At 72.1% G+C, this 16373-nt stretch carries 11 protein-coding genes and 1 pseudogene; 3 read left to right on the forward strand and 9 right to left on the reverse strand.

Translation table 11 applies throughout. The features are described from left to right. Nucleotides 1–769 precede the first annotated feature (769 nt). Nucleotides 770–3406: pseudogene (locus SLV14N_RS23310) on the forward strand (PQQ-binding-like beta-propeller repeat protein). 123 nt (nucleotides 3407–3529) lie between these two features. Here SLV14N_RS23310 and SLV14N_RS38835 read toward each other — a convergent pair. Next, nucleotides 3530–4486 carry a hypothetical protein gene (locus SLV14N_RS38835; RefSeq protein WP_317633717.1) on the reverse strand — a complete coding sequence of 319 codons (957 nt, stop codon included), beginning with the start codon at nucleotides 4484–4486 and terminating at the stop codon, nucleotides 3530–3532. A gap of 206 nt (nucleotides 4487–4692) precedes the next feature. On the opposite strand from SLV14N_RS38835, the gene SLV14N_RS23320 reads away from it, so the two are divergent. Next, nucleotides 4693–5232, forward strand: a complete 540-nt coding sequence (locus tag SLV14N_RS23320) for a hypothetical protein (RefSeq protein ID WP_263270900.1) — start codon at nucleotides 4693–4695, stop codon at nucleotides 5230–5232. Nucleotides 5233–5250: 18 nt separating this feature from the next. On the opposite strand, the gene SLV14N_RS23325 is transcribed toward SLV14N_RS23320, so the two are convergent. The 3 genes from SLV14N_RS23325 to SLV14N_RS23335 are packed head-to-tail and all read right to left on the reverse strand — an operon-like array spanning nucleotide 5251 to nucleotide 7784. Continuing rightward, on the reverse strand, nucleotides 5251–6093 hold the full coding sequence (locus SLV14N_RS23325; RefSeq protein ID WP_263270901.1) for an enoyl-CoA hydratase/isomerase family protein: 843 nt from the start codon (nucleotides 6091–6093) through the stop codon (nucleotides 5251–5253). Beyond that, a complete protein-coding gene (locus SLV14N_RS23330; RefSeq protein ID WP_208688043.1) occupies nucleotides 6090–6572 on the reverse strand; it encodes a Zn-ribbon domain-containing OB-fold protein in 483 nt (160 codons plus the stop codon). The genes SLV14N_RS23325 and SLV14N_RS23330 overlap by 4 nt, the downstream gene beginning before the upstream one ends. A 60-nt stretch (nucleotides 6573–6632) precedes the next feature. Continuing rightward, nucleotides 6633–7784, reverse strand: a complete 1152-nt coding sequence (locus tag SLV14N_RS23335; RefSeq protein ID WP_263270902.1) for a lipid-transfer protein — start codon at nucleotides 7782–7784, stop codon at nucleotides 6633–6635. 105 nt (nucleotides 7785–7889) lie between these two features. Here SLV14N_RS23335 and SLV14N_RS23340 point away from each other — a divergent pair, with 105 nt between their 5' ends. Continuing rightward, entirely contained in the window at nucleotides 7890–9527 is a 1638-nt protein-coding gene (locus tag SLV14N_RS23340) for a FadD3 family acyl-CoA ligase (RefSeq protein WP_263270904.1), read from the forward strand. Between the two features lie 164 nt (nucleotides 9528–9691). Here the strand turns inward: SLV14N_RS23340 and SLV14N_RS23345 are convergent, their stop codons facing one another. The 5 genes from SLV14N_RS23345 to SLV14N_RS23365 form a co-directional block, all read right to left on the reverse strand. Beyond that, nucleotides 9692–10279 carry a TIGR03086 family metal-binding protein gene (locus tag SLV14N_RS23345; RefSeq protein ID WP_208683271.1) on the reverse strand — a complete coding sequence of 196 codons (588 nt, stop codon included), beginning with the start codon at nucleotides 10277–10279 and terminating at the stop codon, nucleotides 9692–9694. A 182-nt stretch (nucleotides 10280–10461) separates the two neighbouring features. Beyond that, complete coding sequence (locus SLV14N_RS23350) at nucleotides 10462–12042, reverse strand: class I adenylate-forming enzyme family protein (protein WP_263270905.1); 1581 nt, start codon at nucleotides 12040–12042, stop codon at nucleotides 10462–10464. 360 nt (nucleotides 12043–12402) lie between these two features. Further along, nucleotides 12403–12597: a hypothetical protein gene (locus SLV14N_RS23355; protein ID WP_109890510.1), complete on the reverse strand. Its 195-nt coding sequence runs from the start codon at nucleotides 12595–12597 to the stop codon at nucleotides 12403–12405. 273 nt (nucleotides 12598–12870) lie between these two features. Beyond that, nucleotides 12871–13119: a hypothetical protein gene (locus tag SLV14N_RS23360; RefSeq protein WP_263270908.1), complete on the reverse strand. Its 249-nt coding sequence runs from the start codon at nucleotides 13117–13119 to the stop codon at nucleotides 12871–12873. A 269-nt stretch (nucleotides 13120–13388) separates the two neighbouring features. Further along, nucleotides 13389–16322, reverse strand: coding sequence for a BTAD domain-containing putative transcriptional regulator (locus SLV14N_RS23365; RefSeq protein ID WP_263270910.1), 2934 nt, complete (start codon nucleotides 16320–16322; stop codon nucleotides 13389–13391). Between the last annotated feature and the right edge of the window lie 51 nt (nucleotides 16323–16373).

Consider the following 16373-nt stretch of genomic DNA (forward strand, 5'->3'; position numbering starts at 1 on the left):
TGGATAAGTGGTCACCCTCCGTGCAACAAGTGCGCGATGGTGGCCGTCAGTTGAACTTCACCCCCGCTTCTCCGTCGACTCCATGGCCCCCTCCGGGCCTCGCGGGAATCGACCCTGCGTTCGAATCTCCGTCGCGCATACTTCGTGAACCGGCGCTAGCGTGGACATATGGCCGCCGCGGCAGCCGGGGCTTTGCGCTGCTCGCGCATCAATCAAGGCGCCACGCCAGGCGCGATGCCGCCGAAATGACCTTCGAACGCGCAGAATTGGGGCGTGGGGCCGGAAGTGACGACGGGGAGGGCAGGGCCGGTGGGGGGTGAGTGTGTGCGGTCGGCGGAACGGCATGATTTCGGCCACCGCGGCCATCGGATGCCCCAGAGGCTGAACCGTTCCCCTGAGGTGCCCGTCAAACGGAATGGTGAACGTCCATATATCGGGCGGTGCCGCGCACAGGGGAGCCCCAACCGGCCGGTAACCCGCTCGGCAATCACCCGTCGCCGGACGTATCGGAGCACGTCAGGCGGGGTGGGGTGACGTCGGGTAACAGGCCCGGTGCGGGCTACGGGGGGTATGCCGTGACACGGCGGACAGGCCCCGGGTTCGCAACCGTCGGCTCGGCCAGGAAGAATCAGCACGCGTACGGCCGTTTCGACAGTCCTCGCCGCAGGCGGGGAGACGCTGCACGGGGCAGTGGCTCTCGGCGGCTCGTGGCTATTGAGAGTCTCTTTTTTACGCCCCACGGGGAGGTGGCAGGTAAGTGGTGGAGCAGCTGAAGCAGCTGACGCAGCACGATCCCCGGCGGATCGGCCCGTTCGAGGTGCTCGGCCGTCTCGGGGCCGGCGGCATGGGGCTGGTCTATCTGGCGCGCTCGGCGTCCGGCCGGCGCGTGGCGATCAAGACGGTGCGTACCGAGCTCGCCGAGGACCAGCTGTTCCGGGTCCGCTTCACACGCGAGGTCGAGGCGGCCCGCGCGGTCAGCGGCTTCTACACGGCCGCGGTGGTGGACGCCGACCCGCGTGCGGCGGTGCCCTGACTCGCGACGGCCTATGTCCCCGCGCCCTCCCTCGAGGAAATAGTCAATGAGTGCGGGCCGCTCCCGGCCCAGGCGGTGCGCTGGCTGGCGGCCGGGATCGCCGAGGCGCTGCAGTCCATCCACGGTGCGGGCCTGGTCCACCGCGACCTGAAGCCGTCGAACGTGCTGGTCGTCGAGGACGGCCCCCGGGTGATCGACTTCGGTATCGCCTCCGGGGTGTCCAACACCCGTCTGACGATGACCAATGTGGCCGTGGGCACGCCCGCCTACATGTCACCCGAGCAGGCCCGTGACTCGCGCAGTGTGACGGGCGCGAGCGATGTCTTCTCCCTCGGGTCGACGCTGGTCTTCGCCGCCACCGGGCATGCGCCGTTCCATGGCGCCAATCCGGTCGAGACCGTCTTCATGCTGCTGCGTGAGGGCCCCGATCTGGCGGGGCTGCCGGACGAACTCCGTCCGCTCATGGAGTCCTGTATGCAGATGGAGGCCGGCCAGCGGCCGTCCCCCGCCGATCTGCAGTCCCAGCTCGCGCCGCACCTCTTCGGCTCCGGCAGCGACGACAGCGGTACCGCCTCGGCCTGGCTGCCGCCCGGCGCGGTGGGCCTCATCGAGAGCCGGCGCGGCGGCCGCACCGCCGTACCCGGCAACGGTCAGCGGGCCGGTTCCGGCCGCGGTGCGAGCCGTCCGGCGCCCGCCGCACCGCCGGCCCCGCCCGTGTCGCCCCCGATGCCCGCAGCGCAGCCCGCCCATGCGCCGCCGCGGCCGGAGAGCGCCCCCGCCGCCGCGGAGTCCTGCTGGCCCGGCCAGATCGGTGCGGGCCCCGGCGCGCACCGCGTCAGCGACCCGCGCGGTGCCCACCCCGGCCCGATGCCGCAGCCCGCGGTGCTCGGCCCGGACGCCTCGACGGCCCGGGTGACCCCGGTCTCCGCGCCGCCGCCCGCCGCCGCTCCGCCCCCCTCGGCCGCACTGTCCTCCGCACCACCCGTCCCGTCGGCCGCCCCCGGGGAGGGCGCCGCCGGTCCCGTACAGCTCGGTGGCTCGCCCGCCTCGATAGGGCCGGGTCCACGCGCCGACGCACCGCCGCCGCGCGGGCAGGCCGGTGCTGCGACGAACTGGGTACGGCCGCCCGGCGCCGGACCCACGGCCGGGGTGCCTCCGCAGGGCCCGGCCAACGGCGGGGAGAGCCCGGCCCGCGGTGAGGCCGCACCGCCCCCGCCCCCCGAGGCACCGCCCGCCGAACCGGGCCGCTGGCGCCCCTGGCGGTTCCGGATGTCGAACGATGTGTGGGGCACTCCCGCGGTCGCCGACGACCTGCTCTACGTCACCTCCTTCGAGGTGCATGCGCTCGATGTGGCCAGCGGACGCCGCAAGTTCAAGACCCGTGACGTCGCCTGGGCAATGGCGGTCGCGGACGGCCGGATCCATGCCTCGGACGGCCCGAGCCTGTACGCGCTGGACGCCGACGACGGCACCGAGCGCTGGCGGCTGACCACCGAGGGCTGGGTCTACGCCCTCAAGGTCGACCGCGGGACCGTCGTCACCAGCACCCGCGGGGGCGGAGTCCAGGCATGGGAGGCCGGCAACGGCGAACTGCTGTGGGAGACCGGCGGCGTCCAGACCGACTTCGAGACCGCCGAGGCCGGGCCCGTGGTGCACGAGGGGACGGTCTTCGTCTGGGCCGACGCCCGGCTGAAGGCACTGGAAGCGCGGACCGGCGCCGAGCGCTGGTCGTATCCGGTGGGCGACGCGGCGGCCTGCGGCGGGGTGCCGATGCGGCTGCTGCCGGCGTCGGACGGTGCGGTCTATGTCGTGGCCGGGACCCGGGTGCTGGCGATCGACATCGCACGCGGCGATGTGCGCTGGCACTTCGAGGCGCCCGCGGTGTTCCTGAGCCCGCCCGCCTTCGCCCCCGGCCCGGCCGTCACCGGCGGCGGGGTCTATCTGGCGGACTACCTCGGCACGGTCTACGCGCTGGACCCGGCGGACGGCCGCGACCGCTGGCGGATCGCCACCGAGGCACGGCAGTCCACCGAACCGGTGCTGGTCGCGCACGGCGCGGTCCATCTGGGCAGCGGCAAGGCGCTCTACACACTCGACGCGGTGACCGGCACCCCGCGCTGGCGGTTCCAGGCCGGCGCCGAGGTCGTCGGCGCCCCGGTCGTCGCGGAGGGCCGGGTGCACTTCGGCTCGGCCGACCACTGCCTCTACACGCTCGACGCGATGGGCGGCCAGCTGCGCTGGAAGCTGGAGACCGGCGGCGAGATCACCGGCTCGCCGGTGGCGGTCGGCGGTGTGGTGTACGCCTGCAGCAAGGACCGTTGTGTGTACGCGCTGGACGCGGCCAAGGGGACGGGGCTGGCGCGGCGGTCGTGACGCGGGGCTTGTGACGCCGGGGGGCGGGCGCGGGGCTTGTGACGCCGCCGTGGTCGGGGCGGGGCCCGCGTGCGCGGTGGTCGGGGCGGCCCGCGTGCGCCGCCCCCGTATCTGCCCGTGCGTCTACTCCCGTTCCTCCGGGGGCTGTTCGCGCCGTTCGGGTTGCTCGGGCGGTGCGGGACGTGGCTGTCGCTGCTCCTTGCCCCACTCCACCGGAGGCGTGGGCGGCTGCTTATGGGCCGGCATGGTGGGCGGCGGCGGGGGAGCCGGCTGCGGCTGCTGCGGGGGCGGTTGCTGTGGCCGCTGTTGTGCCTGTGTCCACTGTTGCTGTTGCTGTTGCTGTTGCTGTTGCTGCGGGGGCGGTGGTGGTGGCGGGGTGATCGGCAGCGGTGTGGTGGGGGTGTCCTCCTGCTGCCCGTAGGGGCCGCCTCCGGGACCGCCGGGTCCGCCGGGACCGGCCGGGGGGCCGGCAGGTCCGGGGCCGGTCGGATAGGGCTCCGGGTTCCACTCCTCGGCCCCCGGGCGGCCCGCGTCCCACGGTTCGGGAGTCCCCGGGGGATAGGGCGTATACGGGTCGTAGGGCTCGCGCTCGTCGTAGCGCTCATCGTGCGCGTAGCGTCCGTAGCGGCCGTCGTCGTACTGCCGGTCGTCATAGCCGTGGTCGTAGACCCGGCGGGGGCGGCCCCGCATGATCAGGGCGCCGAGCAGCAGCAGCGCGCCGCCGCCGAGGGCGTTGGCGACGCCCACCCCCAGACCGCGGGCGCCGGCCGTCAGCTCGGTCGCAGCCTGTCCCTGGCGGACCATCCACAGAATCGTGAAGCCGAGCACCACCAGGCCCGCGAGGGAGACCAGCACCCGGGAGCGCAGGGCGACACCGATCAGGGTCAGCAGGGCGGCGAACGCCATGGGGAGGAGGAGGGACCCGAAGAGGGCGGCGCTGGTGCGCGTGAGCCCGTTGAAGAGGTCCTCGATCCGCACGTCACGTCCGTGACGGCCGTCGTACCAGGGACGGAAGGGGCTCCAGACGGCGGCCGTCGCTCCGACGAGGGCGATCAGCGACCCGAGAACGTTGCGCACCACGGGCGTCGCCTCGCTTCGGGTCGTCCGGTCATCCTCCGGGACCGACGCTACGCCTGAGCCCCTGCACGCGCGAGACAAGTACGCCCGCCCGCGTAGCCGGGGCCCGTAAGGGGTGTCACCGGCGCTTGCTAGGGTGCCGTGCACGCGTCAATTCAAGAGTGACGGCTCAGCGGTTTCCACGGGGGATGGGCAGAATGAAGCAGGGCATGCGCAGGGGCACGGGCATCCACGGGGGCGCCCGTACGGGTATCAGGGCAGCGGTCGCGGCCGGGCTGGCGCTGGTGACGGTGGCGACCGTCGGCGGCTGTGCCTTCGGCCGGCCCCGGGTGACGGTCCCGAGCTCTTTCCCGAGCCCGACGTTCTCCAGCGGGTACGACCCGAACGACCCGACCCCGTCGTACGAGCCCACCTTCTCGCCCTCGCCGACCCAGGAGACCTACGACCCGGACGGGCGGTCGGACGTCAGGGGCAGCGGCTGCGACTTCTCCGATTCGCTGCGCCAGTTCACGTACACGGTCTCCATCACCAACCCGTCCATGAACGATTCCTTCTCCTACGACATGGCCGTCAACTGGATGAAGGCCAAGCCGGCTGACGGGAAGGCCTACGGGCTGCACGAGCGCTCGATCACCGTCGGTCCCGGTGACACCGAGACGTACACCGCCAAGTACACCGTCAACCAGTCCTCCATCGGACGGTTCTGGTTCACCTGCGAGATCACCCGGGCGCACAAGAGCCGTATGTGACCCGTAGGGGAGCGGTCGTCACCTGACCAGGGGCCGGCCGCTCCGTCCGCCGTCCTGGCCGTCGCCCCGTCCGCCGTCCTGGTTGCCGTGCCCCTCACCGTGCCCGTCGCCGTGCCGCTTGCGGGCGGCGAACAGCGCGGCCTGGCGGTCCGGGGGCAGACTGCCCAGCGCGATCAGCTGGGGAGCGTGCGCCAGGGCCTGCGCTCTGGCTGTCTCCTTGGCCGCCCACAGGGCACGTACGGTGCCCTGGACCGCCTCGGTCGGCTGGGCGGCGAGCACGGCCGCGCGGTGCCGCGCCACCTCGGCCGCGGCGCCGGGTGCGGCCAGCTCGGAGACCAGGCCGATCTGGTACGCCCGGAGTGCGCCCAGCCGCTCCGCCGTCCCCATCAGGGCCAGCCGGGCGGCCTCCCCGTAGGGCATCCGCTGCGCCATATAGAGGGACTCGTACGCGCTCACCATCCCGTAGGTGGTGTGCGGGTCGAAGAACGTGGCGTTCTCGGCGGCGACGAGGAACTCGGCCTCGCCCAGGAGATAGAACGCGCCGCCGCAGGCCATGCCCTCGACGGCGGCGATGACCGGCTTCCACAGGTCGTTGGCCTTCGGGCCGATGCGGAGCAGCGGGTCGTCGAGGGAGTAGGGCGAGGACGGCTGGGGGACGTCGACGGAGCGGTCGATGCCGGTGCAGAAGGCCCGCCCGCCGGCGCCGGTGAGCACCGCGGCCCGTACGGTGTCGTCGAAGCGGAACGCCCGCCAGGTGTCGGCGAGTTCGGCGGCGGTGGCGAGGTCGACGGCGTTGTGCCGCTCGGGCCGGTCGAGGGTGACCAGCGCGACCCCGTCCTCGATCTCGGTGCGGACCGTCATGGCCGCTCCAGGAGCCAGCGGGGTACGGTCACGCCTCCTGGCATGGCGTGGAAGACGGCCTTCACCGGGGCGCCGATGCGCAGCCGGGCCGGGTCGACGGAGTTGAGGGGGGCGTCGGCGGCGGTGACGAGGTTGCCGACGAGGCGGATGCGCGGGGCCTCGGCCAGCTCCACGACGATCGCGTTGTAGCCCGGCTGCTCGGCGTACGCGGGCAGCAGCGGCGGGTGCGGCAGCACATAGGACCAGATCCGGCCGCGGCCGCTCATCCGCTGCCAGCGGGCGGCGAAGGACTGGCAGTGCGGGCAGCACGGCCGGGGCGGGAAGCGCAGTTCGTCGCAGTCGGCGCAGGTCTGGACGCGCAGTTCGCCCCGGGCTGCGTACTCCCAGAAGGGCGCGCCGTCCTCGTCCGGGACAGGAAGCAGCAGGTCGGCGCCCATCTCGGGCCGGTTGTCAGTGGCGGATGCCACGATCGGTGTCATGGCATGGCGAACGGACTCGTGCACGGGCTCACGAGCGGACTCCCGGGTGTTCAAGACGTCTCAACTCCTCAGCAGCAGGGCCGAGGTGGGGACTCCCTCGCCCGCGGTGACCAGGCAGGTGGCGGCGTCGGGGACCTGCGCGGTGCTGGTGCCGCGCAGCTGTTTGACGCCTTCGGTGATCAGGTTGAAACCGTGTACGTACGCCTCGGAGAGACCGCCGCCGCCGGTGTTGAGCGGGAGCCGGCCGCCGATTTCCAGCGCGCCGCCCTCGGTGAAGGCCGCGCCCTCACCGCGCCCGCAGAAGCCGTAGCCCTCCAGCGAGAGGGGGATCAGGGGGGTGAACGCGTCATAGATCTGGGCCACATCGACGTCCTGCGGTCCGAGGTCGGCGCCTTTCCACAGGTGCCGGGCGGCCGTCCAGGCGGGGCCGGTGAGCGGGTCGTCGTTCCAGTAATTGACCATGCCGTGGTGCTGGGCGGGCAGGCCCTGGGCGGCGGAGTGGACGTAGACGGGCCGCTGCCGGCAGTCGCGGGCGCGCTCGGCTGCGACCACGACACAGGCCAGCGCGCCGTCGGTCTCCAGGCAGTTGTCGAAGAGGCAGAGCGGCTCGCTGATCCAGCGGGCGGTCATGTACATCTCGCGGGTCAGCGGGCGTTCGTACATGATCGCGACCGGGTTCTGGTTGGCCCGGTTGCGGCAGGCGAGCGCGACGTTGAAGAGGTGGTCGCGGGTGGCGCCGTATTCGTGCATATAGCGGCGGGCCAGCATGCCGATCTCGTCGGCGGGGCGCAGCAGTCCGAAGGGGCGGGTCCACTGTCCCGGGGTGGGCAGCTGGACCCGGGTGTTCTTCCAGGGGCGCGGTCCCGAGCCGCGTTTACGGGACCGCCAGGCGACACCGACGCTCGCCTGGCCGGTGGCGATGGCGGCGGCCAGGTGGGCCACCGTGGCGCAGGAACCCCCGCCGCCGTAGCCGACCTTGGAGAAGTGGGTGACGTCCCCGGCGCCGATGGCCTTGGCTATCTCGACCTCGTCGGTCTCCTCCATGGTGTAGGAGGCGAAGGCGTCCACCTCCGAGGGGGCGATCCCGGCGTCGTCCAGTGCCGCGACGATCGCCCGGCAGGCCAAGGTCTTCTCGGATTCCGGGAGTTGCCGGGCGAACGGGGTCTGTCCGATGCCGGCTATCGCCGTAGCGTCCTTGAGGGTCGCCCCCATCGCCACCTCCGTGGTCGGTCGCCAGTGCTGACAGCGGAGGAGGCTACCGCTAATCTGACGGACAGTCAGCTACTGGCGTACAGCTCTTCGGCGGGAGGCAGTGCGATGCGCGACGACGTGGAGGCGCGGGCGGACCTGGAGTACGGCGCCATCCCCCGCCTGGTGCGCGCGGCCGCCCGGCGGTACGGCTCCCGGGAGGCCGTGATCGAGGGCCGCACCCGGGTCTCGTACACCGAGCTGGGCGAGCGGGTGGAGCGGGCGGCGGCCGCCTGTATCGCCTCCGGGGTCGTGCCCGGCGACCGTGTGGCCGTATGGGCGCCCAACACCCTCGACTGGATCGTCTCCGCCCTCGGGGCCGTCACCGCCGGCGCCGTCCTCGTCCCCGTCAACACCCGCTTCAAGGGCACCGAGGCCGCCTACCTCCTGCGCCGCACCCGCGCCAAGCTCCTCTTCATCACCGGCACCTTCCTCGGCACGTCCTACCTCGCCGCACTCCGCCGCGCCGCCCGGGAAGGCACCGGCCACGGCCCGCTGCCCGGACTGCCGCGGCTGGAAAAGGTCGTGGTGCTCTCCGACGACGCCCCCGCCGACTTCGTCACCTGGCAGGAGTTCCTCGCCGGCGGCGCCGCGGTGCCACCGGAGACCGTGCACGACCGGGCCGACGCCGTGCGCTCCGACGCCCCCTCGGACATCATCTTCACCTCCGGCACCACCGGCCGTCCCAAGGGCGCCGTGATCACCCATGCGCAGACCCTGCGCGCCTACGACGTCTGGAGCGAACTGGCCGGCCTCCGGGAGGACGACCGCTACCTGATCATCAACCCGTTCTTCCACACCTTCGGCTACAAGGCCGGGATCATCGCCTGTCTGCTGCGCGGTGCGACGATGATCCCCCAGCCGGTCTTCAGCGTGGAGACCGCGCTCGCCAAGATCGCCGCCGAGCGGATCTCCGTCCTCCCCGGCCCGCCCACCCTCCATCAGCAGCTCCTGGACCACCCCGCCCGCGCCCGGCACGACCTCTCCGCACTGCGCCTGGTGGTCACCGGCGCCGCCGTGGTCCCCCTGGAACTGGTCGAGCGGCTGCGCAGCGAGCTGAAGATCTCCACCGTCCTGACCGCCTACGGCCTTTCGGAGAGCTCGGGCGTCGTCACGATGTGCCGCCGCGGCGATCCGCCCGAGGTGATCGCCGCGACCTCGGGTCGTGCCCTTCCCGGCACCGAGGTACGGGTCGTCGACGCCGCGGACCGCCCGCTGCCGCCCGGCGACCCCGGCGAGGTGCTGGTCCGCGGCTACCACGTGATGTCCGGCTACTTCGAGGACCCGGCCGGCACGGCCCGCGCGCTCACCCCCGACGGCTGGCTGCGCACCGGCGACGTGGGCGTGCTCGACGCGGACGGCAACCTCCGGATCACCGACCGCATCAAGGACATGTTCATCGTCGGCGGCTTCAACGCCTATCCCGCAGAGATAGAGCAACTCCTCGGCCGCCACCCGGACATCGCCGACGTCGCCGTCGTCGGCATACCCGACCCCCGCCTCGGCGAGGTGGGCAAGGCCTATGCGGTCCGCCGCCCCGGCTCCCTGCTCACCGCCGACGATCTGATCGCCTGGTCCCGCCGCGAGATGGCCAACTACAAGGTCCCGCGGGAGGTCACCTTCGTCACCGAACTCCCGCGCAACGCCAGCGGCAAGATCCTCAAGACCCGGCTGCGAAAGGGTGCCCAGGGGCCCGCCCCCGCGTGAGGATGCCGCCCGCCCCCGGCCTGTCCCCGCGCCTGTTCCCCTCACCGCCACACCCGCGTCCAGGGCACGCCGCACTTTCCGCACTCGCCGCACTCGGCGCCGTACGTCCAGCGCCGCACGCGGGAGGGCCGGGCACCGCCCCGTCGAGCCGTTCGGGCCCCCGACTACGACGTCGGAGGCGTCCAGTCCGGCCGGCGGCCGCTGAGCGCCACCACCTGGTCGAGGAGCGGTGCGTCCGCCGCCACCTCCACCGGCGGGCCGAACGGCCCGCGCTCCGGGCTCTCGGCGAACTGCATGAGCAGCGCATACGAGACCCCGAGACTCGCCGCGTCGGGCGCGTACTCCTGGCCGGTGGCGCGCGCCAGGTCCCAGCCGTGCAGTACCAGCTCATTGAGCGCGATCCGGCCCGCGATGGCCGCGGGAAGGGTCACCCCGCCCGCCTGGGTCTCGCCCTCCCAGGCCTCCGGGGCGAGCCAGGCCTCCGCCATGCCCTGCAGATTCCGGTCCAGCTCGGTGCGCCAGCCGGGCTCCACATCGGGCTCCGTCGCACCGGGGTCGACGCTCGTCATCGGCCCGAGGTCCTTGCGCGCCGCCTCCTGGAAGGCCGCGGCCAGGCCGACGAGGTGGCCCAGCAGATGGCGCACCGCGTACGCCTCGCAGGGGGTGGGGGCATCGAGCTGCTCCTCGGCGGTCCGGGCCGCGAGCTGCGACACCAGCCGCGCCTGCGCCGCGAAGTCGATCGTCTCGGTCATCGTCCGGGTCCTTCCGTCCTGCCGGGGGCGTCCTGCCGGGGCGGCCCCGGACGCATACCGCGCACACCTCCGGCGCCACTCCCAGTGAAGACTCCACCGGCCCCCGGAACTCATCGCCACACCGCCGTACGGCTCCGGCCACACCGCCGTACGGCTCCGGCCACACCGCCGTACGGCTCCGGCTACTCCGTATACCGCTCCCGCAGCACCGTCTTGAGCACCTTGTTCAGCGGCCCGCCGCGCGGCAGCGCGCCGACGGTCTCCAGCTGCTCCGGCAGTTTCTGGGTCATCAGCCCGGCCGCCCGCAGATGCGCGGTCAGCCCGGCCAGGGTGAGCGGCGGTGCGGCAGGATCGGTGGGTGTGACGACCGCGCACACCCGCTCGCCGCGCTCCCGGTCCGGCAGCCCGATCACCGCGGCCTCCGCCACCGCCGGATGGGTGTGGAGCAGATCCTCGATCTCCTGCGCGGAGATGTTCTCGCCCTTGCGGATGATGATGTCCTTGAGCCGCCCGGTCAGCACCAGATGCCCGTCGGGGCGCAGCCGCCCCAGGTCGCCGGTGCGGAAGGAGCCGTCGGCGGTGAACGCCTCCGCGGTCAGCGCCGGATCCGTGTACCCGCGGAAGAGCATCGGCCCCTTGAGCGTGACCTCGCCGGTCTCCCCGGTGCCGGCCGTGGACCCGTCCGGCCGGACGATCCGCACCTGCGCCCCCGCGACCGGTTTGCCGACCGTCCGCGACAGCTGCTCGTCGCTGTCGTACGGCGTCCCCATCGCGATCATCGGGCACTCGGTCATCCCGTAGCCGTGCACGATCGCACACCCCAGCTCCCGGCCGGCCGCCGTATACAGCTCCGGCGGCATCGGTGCCCCGCCGCCCGACAGCAGCCGCAGCGACGGAATCAGCCGCCCCGCGTGCGGCAGCCGCCGCCGGTAGCGGCGCGACTCGTCCAGGAACGCCTGGTAGAACGCGGTGCTGCCGCCGGCCATGGTGACCCCGCGCCGCCGGTAGACGGCGGCCGCGCGGCCCGGCTCGAAGGTGTCCAGGACGACCGCGGGAAACCCGCTGACCAGCATCGCGATGACATAGTCCGGACCGGCGATGTGCGCATACGGAAAGGCGATGGAGCCGGTGTCGTCCGCGGACATACCGAGCGCGGTGGCCAGCCCGACACCACCGGCGATGAGGCCGGCATCGGTGTGCTCCACCCCTTTGGGATCGGAGGTGGTGCCGGAGGTGTAGTAGATCCAGGTGGTGGCCCCGTCGCCGACCGGTGCCGCAGCGGGCAGCCCGGCCGGGTCCGCCGTGGGCAGCCCGTCCCCGACCGGGTCCGCCGTGGGCAGCCCGTCCCCGACCGGCAGCACCCGCACCCCGTCCCCGGCGAGCTTCCGGACCATCGAGGTGTGGTCGAACCCCCGCCACACGCCCGGTACGAGGACGAACTCCGCCGCCGACTCCGCCAGGATGAAGCCGACCTCACGCTCCCGGTGGAGCGGAATGACCGGTGTCTGTACGGCCCCCAGCCTGGCCAGCGCCAGCGACGCGACCACCGTCCCGATCCGCGTCGGCAACTGCCAGGCCACCCGCGTCCCGGCCCCGATCCCCAGCTCCCGGAACCCGGCCGCCACCCGCAGCGCCTCGTCCCGCACCCCGTCGAAGGTGACGCTCCGCCCGTGCCCGTCGAAGAACATCGGCATCCCGCACGAGGCCCGCGCACGGTACTCGACCAGTTCCCAGAGCGTCTGTATACGGGCGGGTTCGAACACGGCGCGCCTCCTGGCTGCGAGCGGAGCGGGGCGGGGAGTGCCGCGTGACTGTAGCACCAGAGCTGACGAAGCGTCAGCTCTGGTGTCAGGAAAGGGGCGCGGCCGCGACGGCGGCGCTCGGCGAGGGGTGTGCAGTGCCCGCGGAAGAGGGGGGTCCCCGCGGCAGCTTCATCGCACCGTATTCCACGAAAGATTGTGGGGCGTGCCGCGGTATGGCTGACCGTCACCCGCGGCCTCAAGAGGCAGAAGCGAATGGCAACGGGGACCGAGCGTCAGCCCGGCCCCCGTTTTCGTGCCACATCCCGGATCGAGTATCAGCGGCCGAGTCGTGCGATTTGGCGCGATAGCTCGGTGGTGCGATCAGGGCATGTGATTGTCCAGCGGCGATACCGGGGTGTGGCTGTTGAGCGGTATCACCGGTGCGTGGTTGTCCTGGATCGCCAGGGAGTGGGGCGGGGCGGGCATGTGGTTGTCGGCCGTGGCCGGCAGCGTGGCGCCGCCCAGCGCGACCAGCGCGATGGCGGTGACGATAAAGGCCTTCTTTGTGTGGGTCATTCCAACTCCTCAGGGGCCAGGGAAGGTTGCTGTTCCCGAAACAAGCTAGCGGCAATTGAGGGCAGATGTTCGATCATCAGGGAAATAGGATAAATGTCGCCAGTTTTGCCCCGCGAAGGCAAAACGCCGCAGGGACCGGCTTTCGACGGCATCCCCTCCACGCCATCGAAACCGGCCCCTGCGATCCCCCGAATACCCCCCCGTTGGCCTGCGAGCCCCCGTATACCCCCCGTTGGTTCGACGGGCCCTCACCCGGAGTCGTATGAACGGGTGTCAGCCCTTCTGAGAAGCGCCGCTCCCCGGGGTGGGCTGGTGATTGTCATCGGTCAGGGGCGCGGCGATCGGCTGGTGGTTGTCCATGGGCTTGAGGACATCCCGGTCGTCCGACTTCTTCACCTGGGTGGTGACACCGGCCCCAGTGATGGGCTGGTGGTTGTCCATGGGCTTGAGGACATCCCGGTCGTCCGACTTCTTCACCTGCGTGGTGACGCCGGCTCCGCTGATGGGCTGGTGGTTGTCCATGGGCCGGATGATGTCCCGGTCTCCTGGGACAGGGGCCTTGTTGTCGGCGGTCACTTGGATCAACTCCTGTGTGGGCGCTTACTGCTTGGTCACCCGGCCGGCGACTCCCCCGTGGGCCGCCGGACGGGCGTAGCATGGCCGCTCACCTTAACTGCGCGGCCTGGGCACCGAGCCGCTTGCCCCCCGAGGCGGCGGTTCGATGCTGATAAGAGTGGCCCGCCGCGATGAACGATCGATAAACGTCGGAGTCCACCGTTGGACGGACGCGCTTATGCGACCGCGGTAGGCGAGAGAAGTGCCTGGACAGCGATGCCGTCCGAGGATCCCAGACGCTCGAAAGTCGCCAGTGCCTCCTGCCAGCACACGCGCGCACGGCCGGTCTGCCCGAGTGCGTGCAGGGCGCGCCCCAGCGTGGTCAGTACCGTTGCGCGCCAGGAATCGCCGCCGATGCCCCGCAATGAGGTCAGCGCCTGTTCGGCATGGTTTGCGGCGGTGGCGGGACGGCGGGCGGCGAGCTCGACTTCGGCGAGCCGGAAGTTGGTCATGCCCTCCCAGAAGCGCTGCCGGCTGTCCCTGAAGATGGCCAGTGCGCCGGTCAGCTGCTCGGTCGCCTCCTCCAGCCGCATGGCCTGGGTGTAGGCGAGAGCGAGGGCGTACATGCCGTTGGCAAGACGGCGTTTGGCCCCCAGCTGGCGGTATATCGAGAGCCCCTCTTCCGCCAGATCGATGGCGCTGTCCACCCGCCCGGTGTCCAGATAGACGCGGGAAAGGTTGCACAGCGCGCTGGCCTCGGCCTGCCGGTTCTCGTCGTCGCGGAAAGCGGCCAGGGCCTGTCGGAGGTAGCCCTCCGCGTCGGCATGCCGGTGCTGCGCGTTGGCGATGATCCCACGGTCGTTGGGTGCGAACGACGATACGTAGGGGTCCTCGGAGGCAAGTCCGAGCAGCATGGCGGACTTGGCGTTCTCATCGGCCTCGTCCAGCCGTCCCGACAACGTGCGGACATAGGTGAGCGCAAGGTGGAAACGTGCTTCCGCGTGCTGGTCCCCGGCCTCCCGGGCGGCCGTCAGCAGCGCGGCATTGGCCTGCTCGTACTGCAGCGCGTCGGCACCGGATTCGGCCAGGTCCTTCGTGAGCTGCAACAGATCGGCGGCCCGTCGCAGGGTGTCCGGGCTGCTGGACTGCCGAGCGCAGGCGAGCAGGCACCCGGCTTCGTTGAACAGCCATTCCAATGCCGCCGCACGGTCGGCGAAAACGAGGCCGGGGTAGCTGGTGCTCTCCATGTGGTCGATCAACCGGTCACCCGGACGCTCGAGCGCGTACATACATGCTGCGGTTGCCAGATAGAAGTCCAGCAGCCGGGAGATCGCCGCATCCCGCTCGGACGGCGGGTGTTCATCGCGTTCGGCGCAGGAACGCGCGTAGAGGCGTACCAGGTCGTGGTAGCGGTAGCGTCCCGGTGCGGCGGACTCCAGGAGTGAGGTGTCCACGAGGGATTCGAGGAGTTCCTCGGTGTCCTCGGCGTCCATGTCGAGTACGGCGGCGGCCGCGGCGAGCGAGATGTCCGGGCCGTCCGCCAGCCCCAGAAGCCTGAAGGCACGGGCCTGTGCGGGCTCCAGCTGCTTGTAGCCCAGTTCGAAGGTGGCCTTGACGGCGAGGTCGCCGGCCCGCAGTTCGTCCAGACGCCGGCGCTCGTCGCCGAGCTTGCGCGCCAGGATGGAGACCGTCCATGTACGGCGGGCGGCCAGCCGGGAGGCGGCGATGCGGATGGCCAGCGGGAGGAAACCGCAGGCCCCGACGACGGCCATGGCGGCCTGCCGCTCCGAGGTGACGCGCTCCTCGCCGACGATGCGGGTGAAGAGCGCAAGTGCTTCCTCCGGGCTCATCACATCCAGATCGATGAGATGTGCACCGGCCAGGTCGATCATGCGGGCACGACTGGTGATCAGGGCGGCGCAGCCCTCCGTGCCGGGCAGCAGCGGCCGGACCTGGGAGGCGTCCCGGGCGTTGTCCAGGAGGGCGAGCACACGTCGGCCGGCCAGGAGGGAGCGGAAGAGGGCCGAACGCTCCTCCAGGCCATCGGGGATGGAGGCATCGGGTGTGCCCAGGGCGCGAAGGAAGGCGCCCAGGACGGCAACGGGTTCGGAGGGGGTGTGGCCGGCGCCTTGGAGGTCGACGTAGAGCTGCCCGTCGGGGAAGTGGTCGCGGGCCGCGTGCGCGACATGCACGGCGAGGGTGGTCTTTCCGACGCCGCCGATGCCGGTCAGGGCCGAGACGGCCATCACGCTGCCCTCGGCGGTGGCAAGTTGGTCGCCGAGTTCGGAGACGAAGGCGGCGCGGCCGGTGAAGTCGGCCACCGTGGCCGGGAGTTGCTGGGGGCGCACCACGGCGGGGCCTGCGGGGTCCGAGTCAAAGCTGACGGCGGGCGCGTCCAGATCCGGGTCCGCCTGCAGAATCCGCTGATGGAGGTCGGAGAGCGAGGCGCACGGGTCGACCCCCAGCTCGTCTGCGAGGAGCCGACGGGTATCGGCGTAGACCGCGAGCGCCTCGGCCTGCCGTCCGCTGCGGTACAGGGCGAGCATGAGCAGTTCGCGCAGTCGCTCGCGCAGCGGGTGGGCGGCGGTGAGTGCGGTCAGCTCGGACACCGCGTCGGCGTGGCAGCCGGCTTCCAGTATGAGTTCGAGGCGGGACTCCGTGAGGGACAGCCGCCACTCGTGGAGACGGGTGCGCTGGGTGTCGGCGTACGGGCCCGCTAGGCCGGCCAGCGGCTCGCCGTCCCACAACGCCAGTGCCTGGTCCAGTAGTTCACGGGCGTGGGTGCGGTCGCCGGACGCCTTGGCCTTCTCCGCCTCGGCGGCGTACTGCTCGGCGTGGTCGGCGTCGAGGTCCAGGGGACGGCCGTCCACCGGGCGGATCGCATAGCCGCCGGACTCGCTGACCAGGGTTGCGGCGTCGTCGCCCAGGGCTTTGCGGAGCCGGGAGGCGTAGGTGCGCAGCGCGGCGAGCGCGGCATGCGGCGGCTCGTCGCCCCAGAGGGCGTCGACGAGTTCGGCCGCGGTGGCGGTGCGTCCGCCGCGCAGCAGTAGTGCGGCGAGCAGCGCCCGCTGCTGCGGAGAGCCCGCTGCCAGCGGTGTTGCGCCGCGCCAAGCCCGTACGGGACCGAGCACGGTGAAGCGGAGCCGCTCCCGCCCCGGACCGTCGTCCATGGTGCCCCCCTGCCGTGTGTGGCATCGATTCGCGCTGTGCGCACTACCTCG

Origin of the sequence: Streptomyces sp. Je 1-4 4N24, assembly GCF_026239515.1 — a bacterium.
GTDB lineage: Bacteria > Actinomycetota > Actinomycetes > Streptomycetales > Streptomycetaceae > Streptomyces > Streptomyces nigrescens.